At 61.3% G+C, this 16,275-nt stretch carries 12 protein-coding genes; 6 read left to right on the top strand and 6 right to left on the bottom strand.

The window, feature by feature from the left end; all coding sequences use genetic code 11:
* Positions 1-24 precede the first annotated feature (24 nt).
* Positions 25-1,392, bottom strand: coding sequence for a DUF3482 domain-containing protein (locus ACTJLA_RS22345; RefSeq protein ID WP_198861820.1), 1,368 nt, complete (start codon positions 1,390-1,392; stop codon positions 25-27).
* Positions 1,385-2,764, bottom strand: a complete 1,380-nt coding sequence (locus tag ACTJLA_RS22340) for a DUF2868 domain-containing protein (protein ID WP_198716707.1) — start codon at positions 2,762-2,764, stop codon at positions 1,385-1,387. The genes ACTJLA_RS22345 and ACTJLA_RS22340 overlap by 8 nt, the downstream gene beginning before the upstream one ends.
* Before the next feature lie 69 nt (positions 2,765-2,833).
* Here ACTJLA_RS22340 and ACTJLA_RS22335 point away from each other — a divergent pair, with 69 nt between their 5' ends.
* Complete coding sequence (locus ACTJLA_RS22335) at positions 2,834-3,346, top strand: dihydrofolate reductase (protein ID WP_105228877.1); 513 nt, start codon at positions 2,834-2,836, stop codon at positions 3,344-3,346.
* An 84-nt stretch (positions 3,347-3,430) separates the two neighbouring features.
* Here ACTJLA_RS22335 and ACTJLA_RS22330 read toward each other — a convergent pair whose 3' ends face one another.
* Positions 3,431-4,822: an L-cystine transporter gene (locus ACTJLA_RS22330; protein ID WP_014720352.1), complete on the bottom strand. Its 1,392-nt coding sequence runs from the start codon at positions 4,820-4,822 to the stop codon at positions 3,431-3,433.
* 242 nt (positions 4,823-5,064) lie between these two features.
* Between ACTJLA_RS22330 and ACTJLA_RS22325 the strand changes: the two genes are divergently transcribed.
* From ACTJLA_RS22325 to ACTJLA_RS22310, 4 genes are all read left to right on the top strand, one after another.
* Complete coding sequence (locus ACTJLA_RS22325) at positions 5,065-6,126, top strand: hypothetical protein (RefSeq protein WP_054917029.1); 1,062 nt, start codon at positions 5,065-5,067, stop codon at positions 6,124-6,126.
* 212 nt (positions 6,127-6,338) lie between these two features.
* Positions 6,339-6,872, top strand: coding sequence for an RNA polymerase sigma factor (locus ACTJLA_RS22320; protein WP_034128963.1), 534 nt, complete (start codon positions 6,339-6,341; stop codon positions 6,870-6,872).
* The gene (locus tag ACTJLA_RS22315; protein WP_054917027.1) at positions 6,869-7,816 is read left to right on the top strand and encodes a FecR family protein; all 948 of its coding nucleotides are present in this window, start codon (positions 6,869-6,871) and stop codon (positions 7,814-7,816) included. Before ACTJLA_RS22320 ends, ACTJLA_RS22315 begins: the two co-directional genes overlap by 4 nt.
* Positions 7,817-7,945: 129 nt before the next feature.
* On the top strand, positions 7,946-10,387 hold the full coding sequence (locus ACTJLA_RS22310) for a TonB-dependent siderophore receptor (protein WP_089041484.1): 2,442 nt from the start codon (positions 7,946-7,948) through the stop codon (positions 10,385-10,387).
* 205 nt (positions 10,388-10,592) lie between these two features.
* On the opposite strand, the gene ilvD is transcribed toward ACTJLA_RS22310, so the two are convergent.
* The 3 genes from ilvD to ACTJLA_RS22295 all read right to left on the bottom strand — a co-directional run bounded on the left by ilvD (position 10,593) and on the right by ACTJLA_RS22295 (position 15,176).
* On the bottom strand, positions 10,593-12,434 hold the full coding sequence (gene ilvD, locus ACTJLA_RS22305) for a dihydroxy-acid dehydratase (RefSeq protein WP_003195159.1): 1,842 nt from the start codon (positions 12,432-12,434) through the stop codon (positions 10,593-10,595).
* Between the two features lie 229 nt (positions 12,435-12,663).
* A complete protein-coding gene (locus ACTJLA_RS22300) occupies positions 12,664-13,854 on the bottom strand; it encodes an MFS transporter (protein WP_314548807.1) in 1,191 nt (396 codons plus the stop codon).
* Between the two features lie 125 nt (positions 13,855-13,979).
* Positions 13,980-15,176 (bottom strand): class I SAM-dependent rRNA methyltransferase, encoded by a 1,197-nt coding sequence (locus ACTJLA_RS22295; protein WP_003195152.1) that lies wholly within the window; start codon positions 15,174-15,176, stop codon positions 13,980-13,982.
* Between the two features lie 276 nt (positions 15,177-15,452).
* Between ACTJLA_RS22295 and ACTJLA_RS22290 the strand changes: the two genes are divergently transcribed.
* On the top strand, positions 15,453-16,265 hold the full coding sequence (locus ACTJLA_RS22290; protein ID WP_169918786.1) for an HDOD domain-containing protein: 813 nt from the start codon (positions 15,453-15,455) through the stop codon (positions 16,263-16,265).
* Positions 16,266-16,275: the final 10 nt, after the last annotated feature.

Raw genomic sequence — 16,275 nt, 5'->3', positions numbered from 1 at the left:
CCGGAACAGGCAGGCATTGGCGGTTCAGGTCTGGTCCAGGCGTTGGGCCAGGGCTTCAACCTGCTCCTGGCGCTCGGCCTGGCTTAGTTTCGCGTGAGGGTTGAGGGATGACCATTGCGGATAGGCGCGGGCTTTGTTCAAGGCGTCGGGCAGTTTGCCCTCGCGCCAGCTTTTGTCCTGGGGCGTATCGACCTTGATGCTGTGCATTGCCGCATGGCCGCGCAGGTTCAGGGCCTTGAGCAACTGGCGCTGGCGCAGGGCTAGCAGGCGCAGCACGCTGTCGTCGACGGTCAGCTCGCGCTGGCCCTTGATCTTGCCGAGCAGGCGACTGCCGTAGCTGCGTGCGGTTTGCAGGGCGCCACCGGCGATAGCGCCTGCCAGGGCCGCGGCGCCAAGGGTCAGGCCGCCGACCAGTAGATCCACGCCAGCACCGGCAGCGGCTCCGGCAGCTATCCCGCCGCCGACCCGCACGCCAAGTTGCTTGAGGGTTTCGGGGTTGAACAAGTCATCGCCCCAGCGACCGTCGAGCAGCGGCAGGTCGCTGGCCGCCGCGTCCTGTGAGCGAAAGCCGAACAGTTTGAGCAGGGCTTCAACGCACTTTTGTTCGCGTTGGCGCACGGCCTTGCGTAAGTCGCTGACGGCTTGGGGCTCATTCTCGGTTGTCACACTGCGACGGCAGGCCGCGCAGTCGATCAACAGTTCGGCGATCAAGCGGGCGGCGCTTTGCTGGCGAGCCTGGCGCTGGGCTTCTTGATCGAGGATCAGGCGTTCCAACTGCGGCCGTGAGTTTTCCAGCAGCAGGGCCAGGCTTTCATACAGCCGGCGTTCGCCGTCTTCGGGCGGTGCCACGCTGTCGAAACGCACCAGCGCATGCAGGCCGAGGCGGGCCAGGGCTTCGCGCCAGTCCGGTTCGCGGTGGTCGCTGCTGCTGACAAAGTTGAGCACCGGCAACAACGGCTTGCCGCAACTGGCCAGCACTTGCAGTTCGTCGCGGTACTTGGCCAGCACCGGCTCGCGAGCGTCGATCACGTACAGGCCGGCATCGGAGGCCAGCAACTGGCGCAGCACCTTGGCTTCCTGTTCGAAACGCTGGCGCGCCTCGCTGCCTTCCAGGAAACGCGCCAGCCGCGCAGGGCCATCCAGGCGTTCGCCGGGGCGGTCGAGGCGTTCCAGGTAATCGAGCAGGGCGATGGCGTCTTCCAGGCCGGGAGTGTCGTACAGCTCCAGCAAAGCTTCGCCATCTACCGATAGGCGTGCACCTTCCACGTGCCGCGTGGTGCTGGGGCGATGGGACACTTCGCCAAAGCCGACATCGCGGGTGAGGGTGCGCAACAATGAGGTTTTGCCCACGTTGGTATGGCCGACCACGGCGAGTTTCAGCGGTTTAGTCATGACCTGTCTCCAGCCAAGTGAGCGGCGCGCAATCGGCAAACGACACTTCAAGCTGTTGCAACGCGGCATGCCAGTCGCCCAGGCGCTCGGCGTCCAGCGCCTGGCCCGGTGGTGCCTGCAGCAGCCATACGCGAGTGTCGGTGGCGCTGCGTGCCAGCTCGGCGATCAGTGCCAGGCTGCCACGGTCGGGCGAGCGGCGCGGGTCACAGGCGATGGCCAGGCGCGCGGGTGGGAAACGGCTGAGTTGCTCCAGCAGTTTGTTGCGTGATTCGCGGCTGTCGAGGATGCCGGCGTTCTTGACGTTGGCAGGCAGTTTGGGGGGCCAAGGGTGTTGGTCGTCGAGTTCGATGGCGACCAGCAAGGCGCCATCACTCTCCAGCTCACTTGCGCCGCCGCTGATCGGGTGCAGGTGTTCGGGCGCCACATCGTTGACCCCCAGGCGCTCGCTGCTGGGCATCAGGCGTTCGCGCAGTTGGGCGTAACCGGGCAGGTTGAGGTCCAGGTGCAACGCTGCGCGCCCGCGTTTCCATCGCCACAGGCACAGCAAGGCAAGGATCAACCGCGGCAGCAGACCGTAGACCAGCAACACGCCCACCAGCCAGGCCGCCCAGGCCTGGCGGGCGCTTTCGATATTCAGCGCGGAGTCGCCGCTGGCGCGGATCATCTCCACGGTGGGCACATTGAAACCGAGCAGAGCCGGGAGTGTGCCGAGGGCCTGGGTCACGGCGACAAAGGTATCGGCGCCGAGAATGGTGGTTTCCCACACAAACCCATAGCGGCGGGTGGCGAGCAGAGTCAGTAGGATCACCAGGGCGCTGAGCAAGGCCAGCAACCACAAGCTGTTGACCAGCACACCCACCGCCCAGCGATTGAGTTTTTGCCGTTGCAGCAACAGCAACAACGCCGGGGCCAGTTGCGCGGCCTTGGCGTCACGGGCCAGTTTCTCGCTGAGCCACAACCACAGCCGGCCAAGGCTGGCGCTGTGTTCGCCGGCAAACAACAGGCCCAGGGCCCAACTGATCAGCAAGATCAGGTTCAGGCCGAGCAGGCTGCCCAAGGCCCAGAACACATTCACCGGGGCCAGGCCATTACCCAGCGCGGCGAACGCCAAACCGGCGCCGCTGATGACGGCGACCGCCGCCAGTAACAACAGCGCCAGGCGTGCGCCTTGCAGCCAGCGGCTGAGCGCGGCGGCCAAACCATCGCGCTCGGCCAGGTGCAGCGCACGCTGCTGGATGCGCGTGGCCAGATCGCCCCCGGCGGTGCGGGCCAAGCGGTTGGCTTCCAGGTCTTCCAGGGGGCCGGCGTGTTCTTCCCGCAGGCGCACGGTTTCTGTCAGCCAAAGTCTGTGCAGCGGGTTCAGTGCAGTCACGCGCCGTCCTGTCGTGTTGATGAGGTTGGAGCATAACCGCTGGCTCGCCGCTCTGGTATTCTCGTCGCCATGAAAAAAACTCTCCCTTTAAGCCTGATCGCAGCCCTCGGTGAAAACCGTGTGATCGGCGTCGACAACAGCATGCCCTGGCATTTGCCGGGGGATTTCAAATATTTCAAAGCCACCACCCTTGGCAAGCCGATCATCATGGGGCGCAAGACCTGGGATTCCCTGGGCCGACCGCTGCCGGGGCGCTTGAACCTGGTGGTCAGCCGTCAGACCGATCTTGTGCTGGAAGGTGCGGAAGTTTTTCCTTCACTGGGTGCAGCGGTCGAGCGCGCTGAGGAATGGGCCAAGGCGCAAGGCGTGGACGAGCTGATGCTGATTGGCGGCGCGCAGTTGTATGCGCAGGGGCTGGAACAGGCCGATCGCTTATACCTGACCCGCGTGGCGCTGAGCCCGGAAGGGGATGCGTGGTTTCCGCAGTTTGATGGGAACCAGTGGAAGCTGGTGTCGAATGTCGAGAATCCGGCTGAAGGTGATAAGCCGGCCTACAACTTCGAGGTGTGGGAAAAAGCCTAAAAGCATCGCAGGCAAGCCAGCTCCCACAGTTTGATGTGTGAATACATTAAATGTGGGAGCTGGCTTGCCTGCGATAGCGGCCTATCAGACCTGCGCTAACTCGGCATGCTCATCGGCATCCAGCAACGCTTTATCCGTCTGCCCCATGATCTGGCTGGTAATCGCCCCCGCCGTCATCGAACCATTGACGTTCAACGCCGTACGGCCCATGTCGATCAGCGGCTCCACGGAAATCAACAGCGCCACCAGTGACACCGGCAAGCCCATGGCCGGCAGCACGATCAGCGCGGCAAAGGTCGCACCGCCGCCCACGCCGGCAACGCCCGCCGAACTCAAGGTCACTATCGCCACCAGGGTCGCGATCCACAGTGGGTCCAACGGGTTGATGCCCACAGTCGGCGCGACCATCACCGCCAACATCGCAGGGTAAAGACCGGCACAACCGTTCTGGCCGATGGTCGCGCCAAACGAGGCGGCGAAGCCGGCGATGGATTGCGGGATGCCCAGGCGACGGGTCTGCGCTTCAATGCTCAGCGGGATGCTTGCAGCGCTGGAGCGGCTGGTGAAGGCGAAGGTCAGCACCGGCCACACCTTGCGGAAGAAGCGCAGCGGGTTGATCCCGGCCAAGGACAGCAGCAGGCCGTGCACCACGAACATCAGGCCCAGGGCCAGGTACGACACCACCACGAAACTGCCCAGCTTGATGATGTCTTGCAGGTTGGAACCGGCGACCACTTTGGTCATCAGCGCCAGCACACCGTAGGGGGTCAGCTTCATCACCAGGCGCACCAGGCGCATCACCCAGGCTTGCAGGGTGTCGATGGCGTTAAGGACTTTCTGGCCTTTTTCCACGTCGTCCTTGAGCAGTTGCAGCGCGGCAACCCCAAGGAACGCGGCGAAAATCACCACGCTGATGATCGACGTCGGCTTGGCCCGGGCCAGGTCGGCGAACGGGTTGGCCGGTACGAACGACAGCAGCAACTGCGGGATATTCAGGTCGGCAACCTTGCCCGCGTAATCACTCTGGATCACTTGCAGGCGCGCCATTTCCTGGGTGCCGGCCACCAGGCCTTCGGCAGTGAGGCCGAACAGGTTGGTCAGGCCGATGCCGATCAGGGCCGCGATGGCCGTGGTGAACAGCAGCGTGCCGATGGTCAGGAAGCTGATCTTGCCCAGGGACGAGGCGTTGTGCAGGCGTGCCACGGCACTGAGGATCGAGGCGAATACCAGCGGGATCACGATCATTTGCAGCAGCTGCACATAGCCGTTGCCGACCAGGTCAAACCAGCCGATCGAAGCTTTGAGCACCGGGTTGCCGTCGCCGTAGATCGTATGCAACGCCGCACCGAACAGCACGCCAAGCACCAGGGCGAACAGCACCTTCTTGGCGAGGCTCCAGTTTGTACGGCGGGTTTGTGCCAGGCCCAGCAACAGGGCCACGAACACCAATAAATTGAGAATCAGGGGCAGATTCATTGAAGCTCCGTTGAGAAGGCAGCCAATCGCGTGAGCCTGCGATTGCGAACCGGGAAGCCTAACAGCTTGAAATATATTGATTTAATACCAATATGGAATGGCGACTGTCGTTTTTGGAATAAGCGTTTGACGCCCAGGCGTATGCGCTTGGCGCAATCGCGACGTCAGCGGTCGCGCTCGGGCGATAACTGTCATACGGATTTGTTAGCGTCGATGTCTTTCACTTGAGGGAGACAACGCCTATGAAGCTCGCGCCGAAACTACTGTTATCCGCCGCCTTTTGCCTCGGGCTCGCCAGCCAGGCGTTTGCCGCCACCGAGTTGAAACACTGGCCGGCACCTGCCGCCAAACAACTCAATGAAATGATCGCCGCCAACGCCAACAAGGGTAACTACGCGGTGTTCGATATGGACAACACCAGTTACCGCTACGACCTTGAAGAGTCCTTGCTGCCGTTCATGGAAAACAAGGGCCTGATCACCCGCGAAACCATGGACCCTTCGCTCAAGCTTATCCCCTTCAAAGACACCGCCGACCATAAGGAAAGTCTGTTCAGCTACTACTATCGCCTGTGCGAAGTCGACGACATGGTCTGCTACCCCTGGGTTGCGCAGATTTTTTCCGGCTTCACCCTCAAGGAACTCAAAGTGCAGGTCGACGAGCTGATGGCCTCCGGCAAGCCCGTGCCGGTCAGCTATTTCGAAGGCGACGTGGTGAAAAAATCCGAGGTACAGCCGCCAAAAGTCTTCACCGGCCAGGCCGAGCTGTACAACAAACTGATGGAAAACGGCATCGAGGTCTATGTGATGACCGCCGCGTCCGAGGAGTTGGTGCGCATGGTCGCGGCTGATCCGAAGTACGGCTACAACGTCAAACCCGAGAACGTCATCGGCGTGACCACGATGCTCAAGGACCGCAAGACCGGCGAGCTGACCACCGCACGCAAACAGATCACTGCCGGCAAGTATGACGAGAAGAGCAACCTCGGCCTGGAACTGACCCCCTACCTATGGACCCCGGCGACCTGGATGGCCGGCAAGCACGCGGCGATCCTCACCTACATCGACGAATGGAAAAAACCAGTGATTGTCGGCGGTGACACACCGACCAGCGACGGCTACATGCTGTTCCACGATGTGGACGTGGCCAAGGGCGGCGTCCACCTGTGGATCAACCGCAAAGACAAGTACATGACCCAACTCAACGGCATGATCGCCAAGCACGCGGCGGCGCAAGCCAAGGAAGGGCTGCCGGTGACGGCGGACAAGAACTGGGTGGTCGTCAAGCCGGAAGAGATCCAGTAAGACCGAGTCACTGCATCGCAGACAAGCCAGCTTCCACCGTCGACCGCATTCTCATGTTGGGGCGCGGTCAACTGTGGGAGCGGGCTTGCCCGCGAAGGCGGTCTTAAGAACACCGCAGACTCAAAGGCAAAATAGATATCAATTGCGAACTAATCTCATTCTTTGCTAGCGTGCGCACTCCCTGAACCGTCCGTTCTTCTCAAGGTAGTGCTGTGTCCTCCTGGAATACGCAGATCGCGCGCCTGTTCGCGGAGCAGAAGAAAGCCCTCGAAGCCTTCGTCACGCGCCGCACCGGCAGCGCCCAGGTGGCTGCCGACCTGACCCAGGAATCCTTCCTGCGCCTGGCGCGCCTGGAGTCCGGCGAGAAGATCGATAACCTACCCGCGTTCCTCTTCACCATTGCCAGCAACCTGGTGCGCGACCACCAGCGCCAGGCTATCCGCCGCGAGCGTCTGGATGCCGGCGCACCGAGCGAAGAACTGCCCTGCAGCAACCCCGGTGCCGACGAACAACTGGCCGCCTATCAGCAGGAGCAACTGATGCAGGATGCGATCCTGGGCCTGCCCGAGGCGACTCGGCAGATCTTCCTGCTCTATCATGTCGACGAGCTTTCCTACCGCGAGATTGGCGAACGCCTGTCGATCAGCCCGCGCAGTGTGGAATACCAATTGCGTCGCGCCTTGATTGAATGCCGTGGGTACATCAAGACGCGCCTAGCCTGCGATGCACAAGGACGTCGGTCATGACTGCCCTGCCTACTGCTGATGTGTTGTTCGAAGAGGCGTCCGGCTGGTATTTCCGCCTGCACGCCGAGGACTTGACCCCGGCTGAAATGGACGCCTTTGCTGCGTGGCTCGGTCAGGGCCAGGCGCAGGATGATGCCTGGCAGGAAGTGCAGGCGATGCTCGGTGGCCTGCGTGAGCCGGCGCGCGTCATTCGCCGTGCCGAGCAGGCCACCTGGCGTAAACCGCTGCGGCGCTGGGCGTATGCGGCTGCCGTGTTGCTGGCCGTGGGCCTGACCGTGCAGAACACTCCCTGGCTTGACCGCTTGCGCGCCGACTACGCCACCGGCACTGGCGAGTCGCGCAGCATTGAACTGGCCGATGGTTCCCACCTTCAACTCAACACCGACAGTGCGGTGCAAATCCGCATGACTGCGGGTGAGCGGCAGATTCGTTTGCTGCGTGGCGAAGGTTTCTTCGATGTGACCAAGGACCCCGCACGGCCCTTCGTGGTGCAGTCGGGCGACGGCTGGGTGCGAGTGGTCGGCACCCAGTTCAGTGTGGCGCGGCGTGATGACCAGACGCGTGTGCAGGTGGCGCAGGGCAAGGTTGAAGTCAGTGCAGGGAGCGGCACGCCGGTCTATCTGGAACCGGGGCGGGCCGTGGAGTATCAGAGCCGGCACCTTGCACACGTCCACGGTTTCGACCCGGCCAGCGGCTTTGCCTGGCGTCAGCGGCAACTGGTGTTCCGTCAGCAACCTTTGTCGGTGGTGGTCTCTGAACTGAACCGTTACTGGCCCGGCAAGACGCTGGTGCTCGGTGATGCGTTGCGCAGTCGGGTAGTGTCCGGCGTGTTCGAAATCGACAAGCCCGATGCCGTGCTCAAGGCGTTGGAATACACCCTCAACCTGCGTGCCGAGCACTACACCCCGTATTTGCTGGTGTTGCGTGAAGGCAATGCGTCCTGACGGCAATTTCTCAAAATATTTTCAGGGTTTCCCCGCAAGCCATCGTCCTTGATCACTGAGGCGTAAATAGTAAGCACTCTCAAGTAGTGCGGCGCCGATCACAGACTTTTGTACCGGGGAGCACCATTCATGGCACACCGATTCGCCACACGGCCCTTGCTGGCCTTGGCCATTTCCTTGGCCAGCTGTATCGCGCCGTCGTACCTGCAGGCCGCTGAGGCCAAGCAGGCCCAGACCTACCGCTTCGATATTCCCGGGCAGGGCCTGGACGCTGCGCTGGCGGCGTTCTCGGCGGTGACGCGGGTTCAGGTGCTAGTGAATGGGGAGTTGACCCAGGGGGTGATATCGCCGGGTGTGAAGGGCAACCTGGGGCAGCGTGAAGCCTTGGGGCAACTGCTCGGCGGCACGGGACTGAGCGCGGCGTTTATCAATGCCGATACCGTCACCCTGGAAAAACGTGTGGTACCAGGTTCTGCCCTGGAAGTGGGCGCCACCACCATCACGGCCGAACGCCTGGGCGTCACCACCGAAGGCACGGGCTCGTACACCACGGGGGCCGTGACCCTGGGCAAGGGCGAGCAAAAACTCAAGGACATCCCGCAGTCGGTCAGCGTCATGACCCGCAAGCAGATGGATGATCAGAACACCACCAAGCTCTCTGAAGTGGTCAAGCGCACGCCCGGCCTGACAGCGACCAAGTCTCCCGGCTCCGGTATGTTCATCTTCTCCCGTGGCTTCGAGGTTGGCACCCTGCAATACGACGGTGTGGGGATTCCACGTAACACTTACACCTTGGGCAGCTATCTCACCGAAAACATGGCCATTTACGACCGCGTCGAGACGCTGCGCGGCCCGGCCGCCTTGCTGCAAGGTGCCAACAGCCCCGGCGGCACCATGAACCTGGTGCGCAAGCGCGGGCAGCAAGCGCCGACGGCGACCATTACCGCCAAGGCTGGCTCATGGGACCACTACGGCACTCAGGTCGATGTCGGTGGCCCGCTGAACGCCGAAGGCACCTTGCGCGGACGCTTCGTGGCGGATTACGACACCACCGACTCCTTCGTCGACTATGCGGGCGGCTGGAACCAGACGGTTTATGGCGCCGTCGACTACGATTTCACTCCCGACACCACCGTCGGCCTGGGCATCAGTAACCAGAAGGGCCATTCGCGCCCCAACTTCATGTCGTTGCCCCGTTATGCCGACGGCAGTGATATCGGTCTGCCGCGTTCGACATTTGTCGGCGCCAGTTGGAACCGCAGCGTCAACAATCAGACTCAGGTGTTTGCCGACATCGAGCACCGCTTCAACGATAACTGGAAAGTGAAAGCCGCACTGGTAGCCATGGATGAGCACAACGACGCAACCTACCAGGCGACGTGGGACACGGTACCCGTCGGCGGTGGCACTGTGCCCTATGTAGATTGGATCACCGACTTCAATACCAAGAGCCGCGGCGCGGATGTGTATGTAAACGGCAAGTTTGAGGGGCTGGGCTTCCAGCAGGAAGTGGTGCTGGGCGCCAACTATTCCAAGCTCACCACCGACGACCAGTGGGCACGGGCTTCAAACCCCGGCGCGGATATCTTCAACATCGACCACAACCGCCCACAGCGCGACAAATACCAATTGTTCCAGGAGGGTGCCGCCTCGAAGAGCTGGTATGACATTCGCCAGAAAGGCATCTATGGCACCTGGCGTGTGAAAGTCCTGGACCCGCTGACGTTGATCGTCGGTGCGCGTACCAGTTGGTATGACTATTCCTACATTGGCCAGAGTGGTTTCAAAGGCACATATGGTGCCCCGCAGGACAATACCACCCAGTCCAATGGCAAGGTTACGCCCTACGCCGGCCTGGTCTATGCGCTCAACGAGCAGTGGTCGGCCTACGCCAGCTATGCCGATGCCTTTGAGCCGCAAACCAACCTGACCACCTCCGGCTCCCTGCTCAAGCCTATCGAGGGCAAAAACTACGAGTTGGGCATCAAGGGAGAGCTGGCTGACGGGCGCCTCAATACCTCGTTTGCGATCTTCCGTTACGATCAGGAAAACCGTAGCGTGCAGGACCTGCAAGGGCCAATGAACTGCAATGGTTGGTACTGCTCGGTCGCCTCTGGCAAGGTCCGCAGCCAAGGCTTTGAAGCCACACTCAGTGGTGAGGTGCTGCCAGGCCTGCAGCTGGCCTCTAGCTACACCTACAACACCACTGAATTCCTCAAGGACGACACCTACCAAGGCAAGATTTTCAGCACTTGGACCCCCAAGCGCTTGCTCAAGGTCTGGGGTGATTACCAGTTGCCGGGCGATTGGCAACATTGGAGCGTGGGTGCCGGTGTGACCGCGCAAAGCAGCACCGAAGCCTATGACCGTACGTTCAGCGTGCCGGGCAATGCATTGTGGGATTCGCGGGTGGCCTACAAGATCAACCAGGAATTCACCGTGGCGGCAAACCTGAACAACATGTTCGACAAGAAGTATTACATCCCGGCCTACAACGCGAACTGGGGCAGCAACTACTACGGGGACCCACGGAATGTGATGTTCACCATGACCTATACCCCACAGTTCTAAAGCTTGACGCATCATTGCTGTAGGAGCGAGCTTGCTCGCGAAAAACTCAAAGGCACCGCGTTTATTCAGTAAGTACGCGTTATCGTTGACGCTTTTCGCGAGCAAGCTCGCTCCTACACTGGCATTAGGGGTAAGCCCCGTCCCATATGGGATTTCCAGGCAAAAAAATGCCCCGCACCTGGCGGGGCTTTTTTATGCGCGGGGCTTACAGGCCGTCGAGCATGGCTTTGTTGCGTACCGCACCTTTGTCGGCGCTGGTGGCCAACAACGCGTAGGCCTTCAACGCGGTGGTGACTTTGCGCGGGCGCTTCTCCACTGGCTTCCAGCCTTTCTTGTCCTGCTCAACGCGGCGTGCTGCCAGTTCTTCATCGCTGATCAACAGGTTGATCGAGCGGTTCGGGATGTCGATCAGCACCTTGTCGCCATCCTGCACCAGGCCAATCGCGCCACCGGCAGCGGCTTCCGGCGAAGCGTGGCCGATGGACAGGCCTGACGTGCCGCCGGAGAAACGGCCGTCGGTCAGCAGGGCGCAGGCTTTGCCCAGGCCTTTGGATTTCAGGTAGGACGTGGGGTAAAGCATCTCCTGCATACCCGGGCCGCCTTTGGGGCCTTCGTAGCGGATGATCACGATATCGCCTTCCTTGACTTCGTCCGCGAGGATGCCGCGTACCGAGCTGTCCTGGCTTTCGTAGATCTTGGCGCGGCCTTCGAAGACGTGGATGGACTCATCCACACCTGCCGTTTTGACCACACAGCCGTCGAGGGCGATGTTGCCGTACAGCACGGCCAGGCCGCCTTCTTGAGAGTAGGCGTGCTCGACACTGCGGATGCAGCCGTTTTCACGGTCGTCATCCAGGGTGTCCCAACGGGTCGACTGGCTGAACGCCGTCTGCGTCGGAATACCGGCCGGGCCGGCCTTGAAGAAGGTGTGCACGGCTTCGTCGTCGGTCTGGGTGATGTCCCACTTGGCGATGCCTTCGGCGATGGACTTGCTGTGCACGGTTGGCAGGTCGGTGTGCAGCAGGCCGCCACGGGCCAGGGAGCCGAGGATCGAGAAGATCCCGCCGGCGCGGTGCACGTCTTCCATGTGGTACTTCTGGATGTTCGGCGCGACTTTGCACAGTTGCGGCACGTGACGGGACAGGCGGTCGATGTCGCGCAGGTCGAAGTCGATCTCGGCTTCCTGGGCCGCGGCCAGCAGGTGCAGGATGGTGTTGGTGGAACCGCCCATGGCGATGTCCAGGGTCATGGCGTTTTCGAACGCCTTGAAGTTGGCGATATTGCGCGGCAACACCGACTCATCGTTCTCGCCGTAGTAACGCTTGCACAGCTCGACGATGGTGCGGCCGGCCTGCAGGAACAACTGCTCGCGGTCGCTGTGAGTGGCCAGTGTGGAACCGTTGCCCGGCAAGGCGAGACCCAAGGCTTCCACCAGGCAGTTCATCGAGTTGGCGGTGAACATGCCGGAGCACGAACCGCAGGTCGGGCAGGCGCTGCGCTCGTATTCCGCGACCTTCTCGTCAGAAGCGCTGGAATCGGCGGCGATCACCATGGCGTCGACCAGGTCGAGGCCGTGGGAGGCGAGTTTGGTCTTGCCGGCTTCCATCGGCCCGCCGGAGACGAAGATCACCGGGATGTTCAGGCGCAATGCAGCCATCAACATGCCGGGGGTGATCTTGTCGCAGTTGGAAATGCACACGATGGCGTCGGCGCAGTGGGCGTTGACCATGTACTCCACGGAGTCGGCGATGATCTCGCGGCTCGGCAGGGAATACAGCATGCCGTCATGACCCATGGCGATGCCGTCATCCACGGCAATGGTGTTGAATTCCTTTGCCACGCCACCGGCGCGTTCGATCTCGCGGGCGACCAGTTGGCCCAGGTCCTTGAGGTGGACATGGCCAGGCACGAACTGGGTGAACGAGTTGGCAATCGCGATGATCGGCTTTTTGAAGTCGTCATCTTTCATCCCCGTGGCACGCCACAGCGCGCGCGCACCGGCCATGTTGCGGCCGTGGGTGGATGTTTTCGAGCGGTAATCAGGCATTGGAGCACTCCGGGCGGCTAATCAAGTACTAAAGGGGAGTGAGCTTCTAATTGACGACTGGAACACTCAGAAAATGGCCGTGTGTCCGGAAGTTGCCACTCGCGTCGCGGGATCGCCGCGTGCTTGGGCCTCGAGCTCATAAACCCGCCGGGGGATGACTGGCGATGAATAGGGCCGATTCTACACCGCTGGCGGCTGGAGGGAATGGGCGCAACCTTGAAGTTAGCCGCTACAGGACGTGCGGGTGGCGCCTTGCCCATGAGTTCAACGCAAGGGCGGCGAGGCTCAGGATCAGAAAACACAAGCCAAGCGCAGTACTCAACTGGTGGGTAAAGGTGCTGATAAACGCACTGATACAGCCGCCAGCAATGAACAGCACTGCCGCAACGGCGGAAGCCGCGGCTCCCGCATTGTCTGGAAACAGGCTCATGGCCTTGGAGTTGGAAATGGGCCGGGTGATGGTGGTGCCCGCCGTGCAGAGCAGCATGGGCACCAACACTGTCGGGGTTGATAAGCCGAACAGGTAGGCCAACAGCAGCATGACCACGCCAGAGATAGCGATCAGAACCAGCCCGACTGCCATCTGGGTAGCCGCCGCCAGCCGTTTGTGCAGGACGCCTGCACAGAGGCCACCCACTACGTAGGCGGCGCCGTAGAGAAGCAAGGTCAATGAGTACTCATGGGGTGACAGCTTTAACTGGTCCATGAAAATGAGCGGTGACACAACGATGAATGAGAAATGACAGGCGAAGGTGATCGCGGAGATCGTGGCGTAGCTGGCGAAATGTCTGTTGGCGAAAACCTTGGCGTAGGCCCTGAAAATACCCCGCTCGCCTGGCGCGGTTGGAGGGAAGCCGCCATGCAGTAATCGGTGAGCCATAATCCACGTTGCGGCACAGAGGGCGATAAACGCGTAGAAGCTGGCTTTCCATCCCCAGTGCAATTGCAGCCATGCGCCCAGCACTGGGGAAATCGAGATGAAAATGCCTCCGGCCGTGGCCATTGCTATGCGCAACCGCTCCTGTTCCCTGCCGAAAAAAAGGTCCTGCACCAGCGCTTGGGACAGTATGAAACCACCGCAGCCTATGGCCTGAATGACTCGGAAGAACAGGAATTGGGGCGTGTTTCTGGCGGCCAGACACCCGACTGCACCCAGGATGGCTACTACCATACTGGCCAGGAGTAGCTTCTTGCGACCGATTCTGTCGGACAGCGGGCCGATCAGCAGCATTGAGCAGGAAAATCCAATGGCGAACAGGCTGACGGATCGAGCGATATGGGTGGTCGAGGTATGGAAGTGTTCAGCCAGGGCGGGAAAGGAGGGCAGTACGACGTCAAGGGGGAAGACGCCCAGCAAAGTCATGGTCATCAGCCAGAAAACCAAGAGCGGTTTTTCAGCCTGTGTAATTGCCTTCGACATGCGCGAGCCTCGGTTCCATGAGAGGGGCGAGGATCGAGTCTGCGCTACGGAAAGTCAAAGCCTGGGGCAGTACGACATTTCCTGAAAACCTGTAGGAACCCGCAAGTCCCTACAGGGGAACAGCATCAGCTATTGGGTAGCAACCGGCACGTAATGCTCTTGATATAGCGCGTCTCGGCAATCGCCGGGTGCACCGGGTGGTCCGGGCCCTGGCCGCCGCGTTCGAGCATCTGGATATTGCGGTCCAGGTGGCGGGCGCTGGTCAGCAGGATGTTCTGCAGATCGTCTTCCGGCAGGTGCATCGAGCACGACGCGCTGACCAGGATGCCGTCCTTGCTGAGCAGGCGCATGGCTTGCTCGTTGAGGCGGCGGTAGGCGCCTTCGCCGTTTTTCATGTCTTTTTTGCGCTTGATGAAGGCCGGTGGGTCGGCGACGATCACGTCGAAGCGTTCTTCGCTGGCTTTCAGTTCTTTAAGCGCTTCAAAGACGTCGCCTTCGATACAGGTCATCTTCTCGGCAAAACCGTTCAGCGCGGCGTTGCGCTCTACGCCGTCGAGGGCGAAGGCCGAAGCGTCGACGCAGAACACTTCACTGGCGCCGAAGGCTGCAGCCTGCACGCCCCAGCCGCCGATGTAGCTGTACAGGTCCAGTACTCGCTTGCCCTTGGCATACGGGGCCAGGCGGGCGCGGTTCATGCGGTGGTCGTAGAACCAGCCGGTTTTCTGGCCCTGGATCACCGGGGCTTCGAACTTGACGCCGTTCTCTTCCAGCGCCACCCACTCCGGCACCAGGCCGAACACGGTTTCGACGTAGCGGTTGAGGCCTTCGGCGTCACGTGCGGCGGAGTCGTTCTTGAACAGGATGCCGCTGGGCTTGAGCACTTGGGTCAGCGCGGCGATCACGTCTTCTTTATGGGCTTCCATGGTCGCCGAGGCGATCTGTACCACCAGGATGTCGCCGAAACGGTCGACCACCAGGCCCGGCAGCAGGTCGGAATCACCGTAGACCAGGCGGTAGAAGGGCTTGTCGAACAGGCGGTCACGCAGGGACAGAGCGACGTTGAGGCGGTGCACCAGCAGCGACTTGTCCAGCGGCAACTTGATGTCGCGCGACAGCAGGCGGGCACAGATCAGGTTGTTCGGGCTCATGGCCACGATGCCCAGGGTCTTGCCGCCGGCCGCTTCCAGGATAGCCTGGTCGCCTGCCTGGAAGCCGTGGAGTGGGGTGGCGGCCACGTCGATTTCGTTGCTGTAGACCCACAGGTGGCCGTTGCGCAAACGACGATCGGCGTTGGCTTTGAGACGCAGGCTTGGCAGGGACATGACGTCGCTCCGGAAAAAAGAGCGGGAGTATACCCTTTGCGCACTCTTTCATGTGGGAGCTGGCTTGCCTGCGATATGGGCGGCGCGGTGTATCAGACGTACGGTGGTGAGGCTATCCAGGCAAGCCAGCTCCCACATTTGATCGGGTTTCAGTTGGGTTTTTGGGTGTCGGCCACGTCTGCATAAGGGGTAGAATTCGCGCCTAGCCCAGAGTGTGTACTTATGTCCCAAGAGCTTTCCCCCGAGCAGATCCAACAGGCCCTGCAAGGCATCAGCGTGCCGCCCCAACCGCAAATCATGGTGGATTTGCAGATGGAGCAGTACATGCCCGACCCGGACCTGGAAGTGATTGCAAGGTTGATCTCCCAAGACCCGGGCTTGTCCGGTGCACTGCTGAAGATCGTCAATTCGCCGTATTACGGCCTGAGCAATAAGATCGCTTCGATCCAGCGTGCGGTGAACCTGCTGGGCAGCCGTTCGATCATCAATTTGATCAACGCGCAGTCAATCAAGGGCGAGATGTGCGACGACACTATCGTCACCCTCAACCGCTTCTGGGACACTGCCCAGGATGTGGCCATGACCTGCCTCACACTGGCCAAGCGCACCGGCTCGCAAACCGTCGACGAAGCCTATGCCCTGGGCCTGTTCCACGATTGCGGCGTGCCGTTGATGCTCAAGCGCTTCCCCAACTACATGTCCGTACTGGAACAGGCTTACGCCAACGCCGGCCCGGATTGCCGCGTGGTCGATACCGAGAACAATGCGTTCCACACCAACCATGCGGTAGTCGGCTACTACACCGCCAAGTCCTGGCGCCTGCCGGAGCATGTCACCGACGCCATCGCCAATCACCATAACGCCCTGGTGATTTTCAGCGATGAGACGACGCGCAACCCGCAGCTCAAGAACCTGCTGGCCATTTTGAAGATGGCCGAGCATATCTGTTCGTCTTACCGCGTACTGGGTAACCAGGCGGTGGACCATGAGTGGAATGCCATCGGCCACCTGGTGCTGGATTACGTGGGCCTGTCGGACTACGACTTCGAGAGCCTGAAGTTGTCGATCCGCGAACTGGGCGCGCACTGACCCGTCATTC

The organism is Pseudomonas sp. 22072, assembly GCF_052046095.1.
Taxonomy (GTDB): Bacteria; Pseudomonadota; Gammaproteobacteria; order Pseudomonadales; family Pseudomonadaceae; genus Aquipseudomonas; species Aquipseudomonas paracarnis.
The sequence above is the reverse complement of the archived record's forward strand: the minus strand, read 5'-3'. Positions and strand labels throughout refer to the sequence as shown.

Excerpts from the sequence above, each read along its gene's own strand:
- ACTJLA_RS22345 (WP_198861820.1), bottom strand. The coding sequence starts at position 1,392 with ATGACTAAACCGCTGAAACTCGCCGTGGTCGGCCATACCAACGTGGGC.
- ACTJLA_RS22335 (WP_105228877.1), top strand. The coding sequence starts at position 2,834 with ATGAAAAAAACTCTCCCTTTAAGCCTGATCGCAGCCCTCGGTGAAAAC.
- ACTJLA_RS22330 (WP_014720352.1), bottom strand. The coding sequence starts at position 4,822 with ATGAATCTGCCCCTGATTCTCAATTTATTGGTGTTCGTGGCCCTGTTG.
- ACTJLA_RS22325 (WP_054917029.1), top strand. The coding sequence starts at position 5,065 with ATGAAGCTCGCGCCGAAACTACTGTTATCCGCCGCCTTTTGCCTCGGG.
- ACTJLA_RS22315 (WP_054917027.1), top strand. The coding sequence starts at position 6,869 with ATGACTGCCCTGCCTACTGCTGATGTGTTGTTCGAAGAGGCGTCCGGC.
- ACTJLA_RS22310 (WP_089041484.1), top strand. The coding sequence starts at position 7,946 with ATGGCACACCGATTCGCCACACGGCCCTTGCTGGCCTTGGCCATTTCC.
- ilvD (WP_003195159.1), bottom strand. The coding sequence starts at position 12,434 with ATGCCTGATTACCGCTCGAAAACATCCACCCACGGCCGCAACATGGCC.
- ACTJLA_RS22300 (WP_314548807.1), bottom strand. The coding sequence starts at position 13,854 with ATGTCGAAGGCAATTACACAGGCTGAAAAACCGCTCTTGGTTTTCTGG.
- ACTJLA_RS22295 (WP_003195152.1), bottom strand. The coding sequence starts at position 15,176 with ATGTCCCTGCCAAGCCTGCGTCTCAAAGCCAACGCCGATCGTCGTTTG.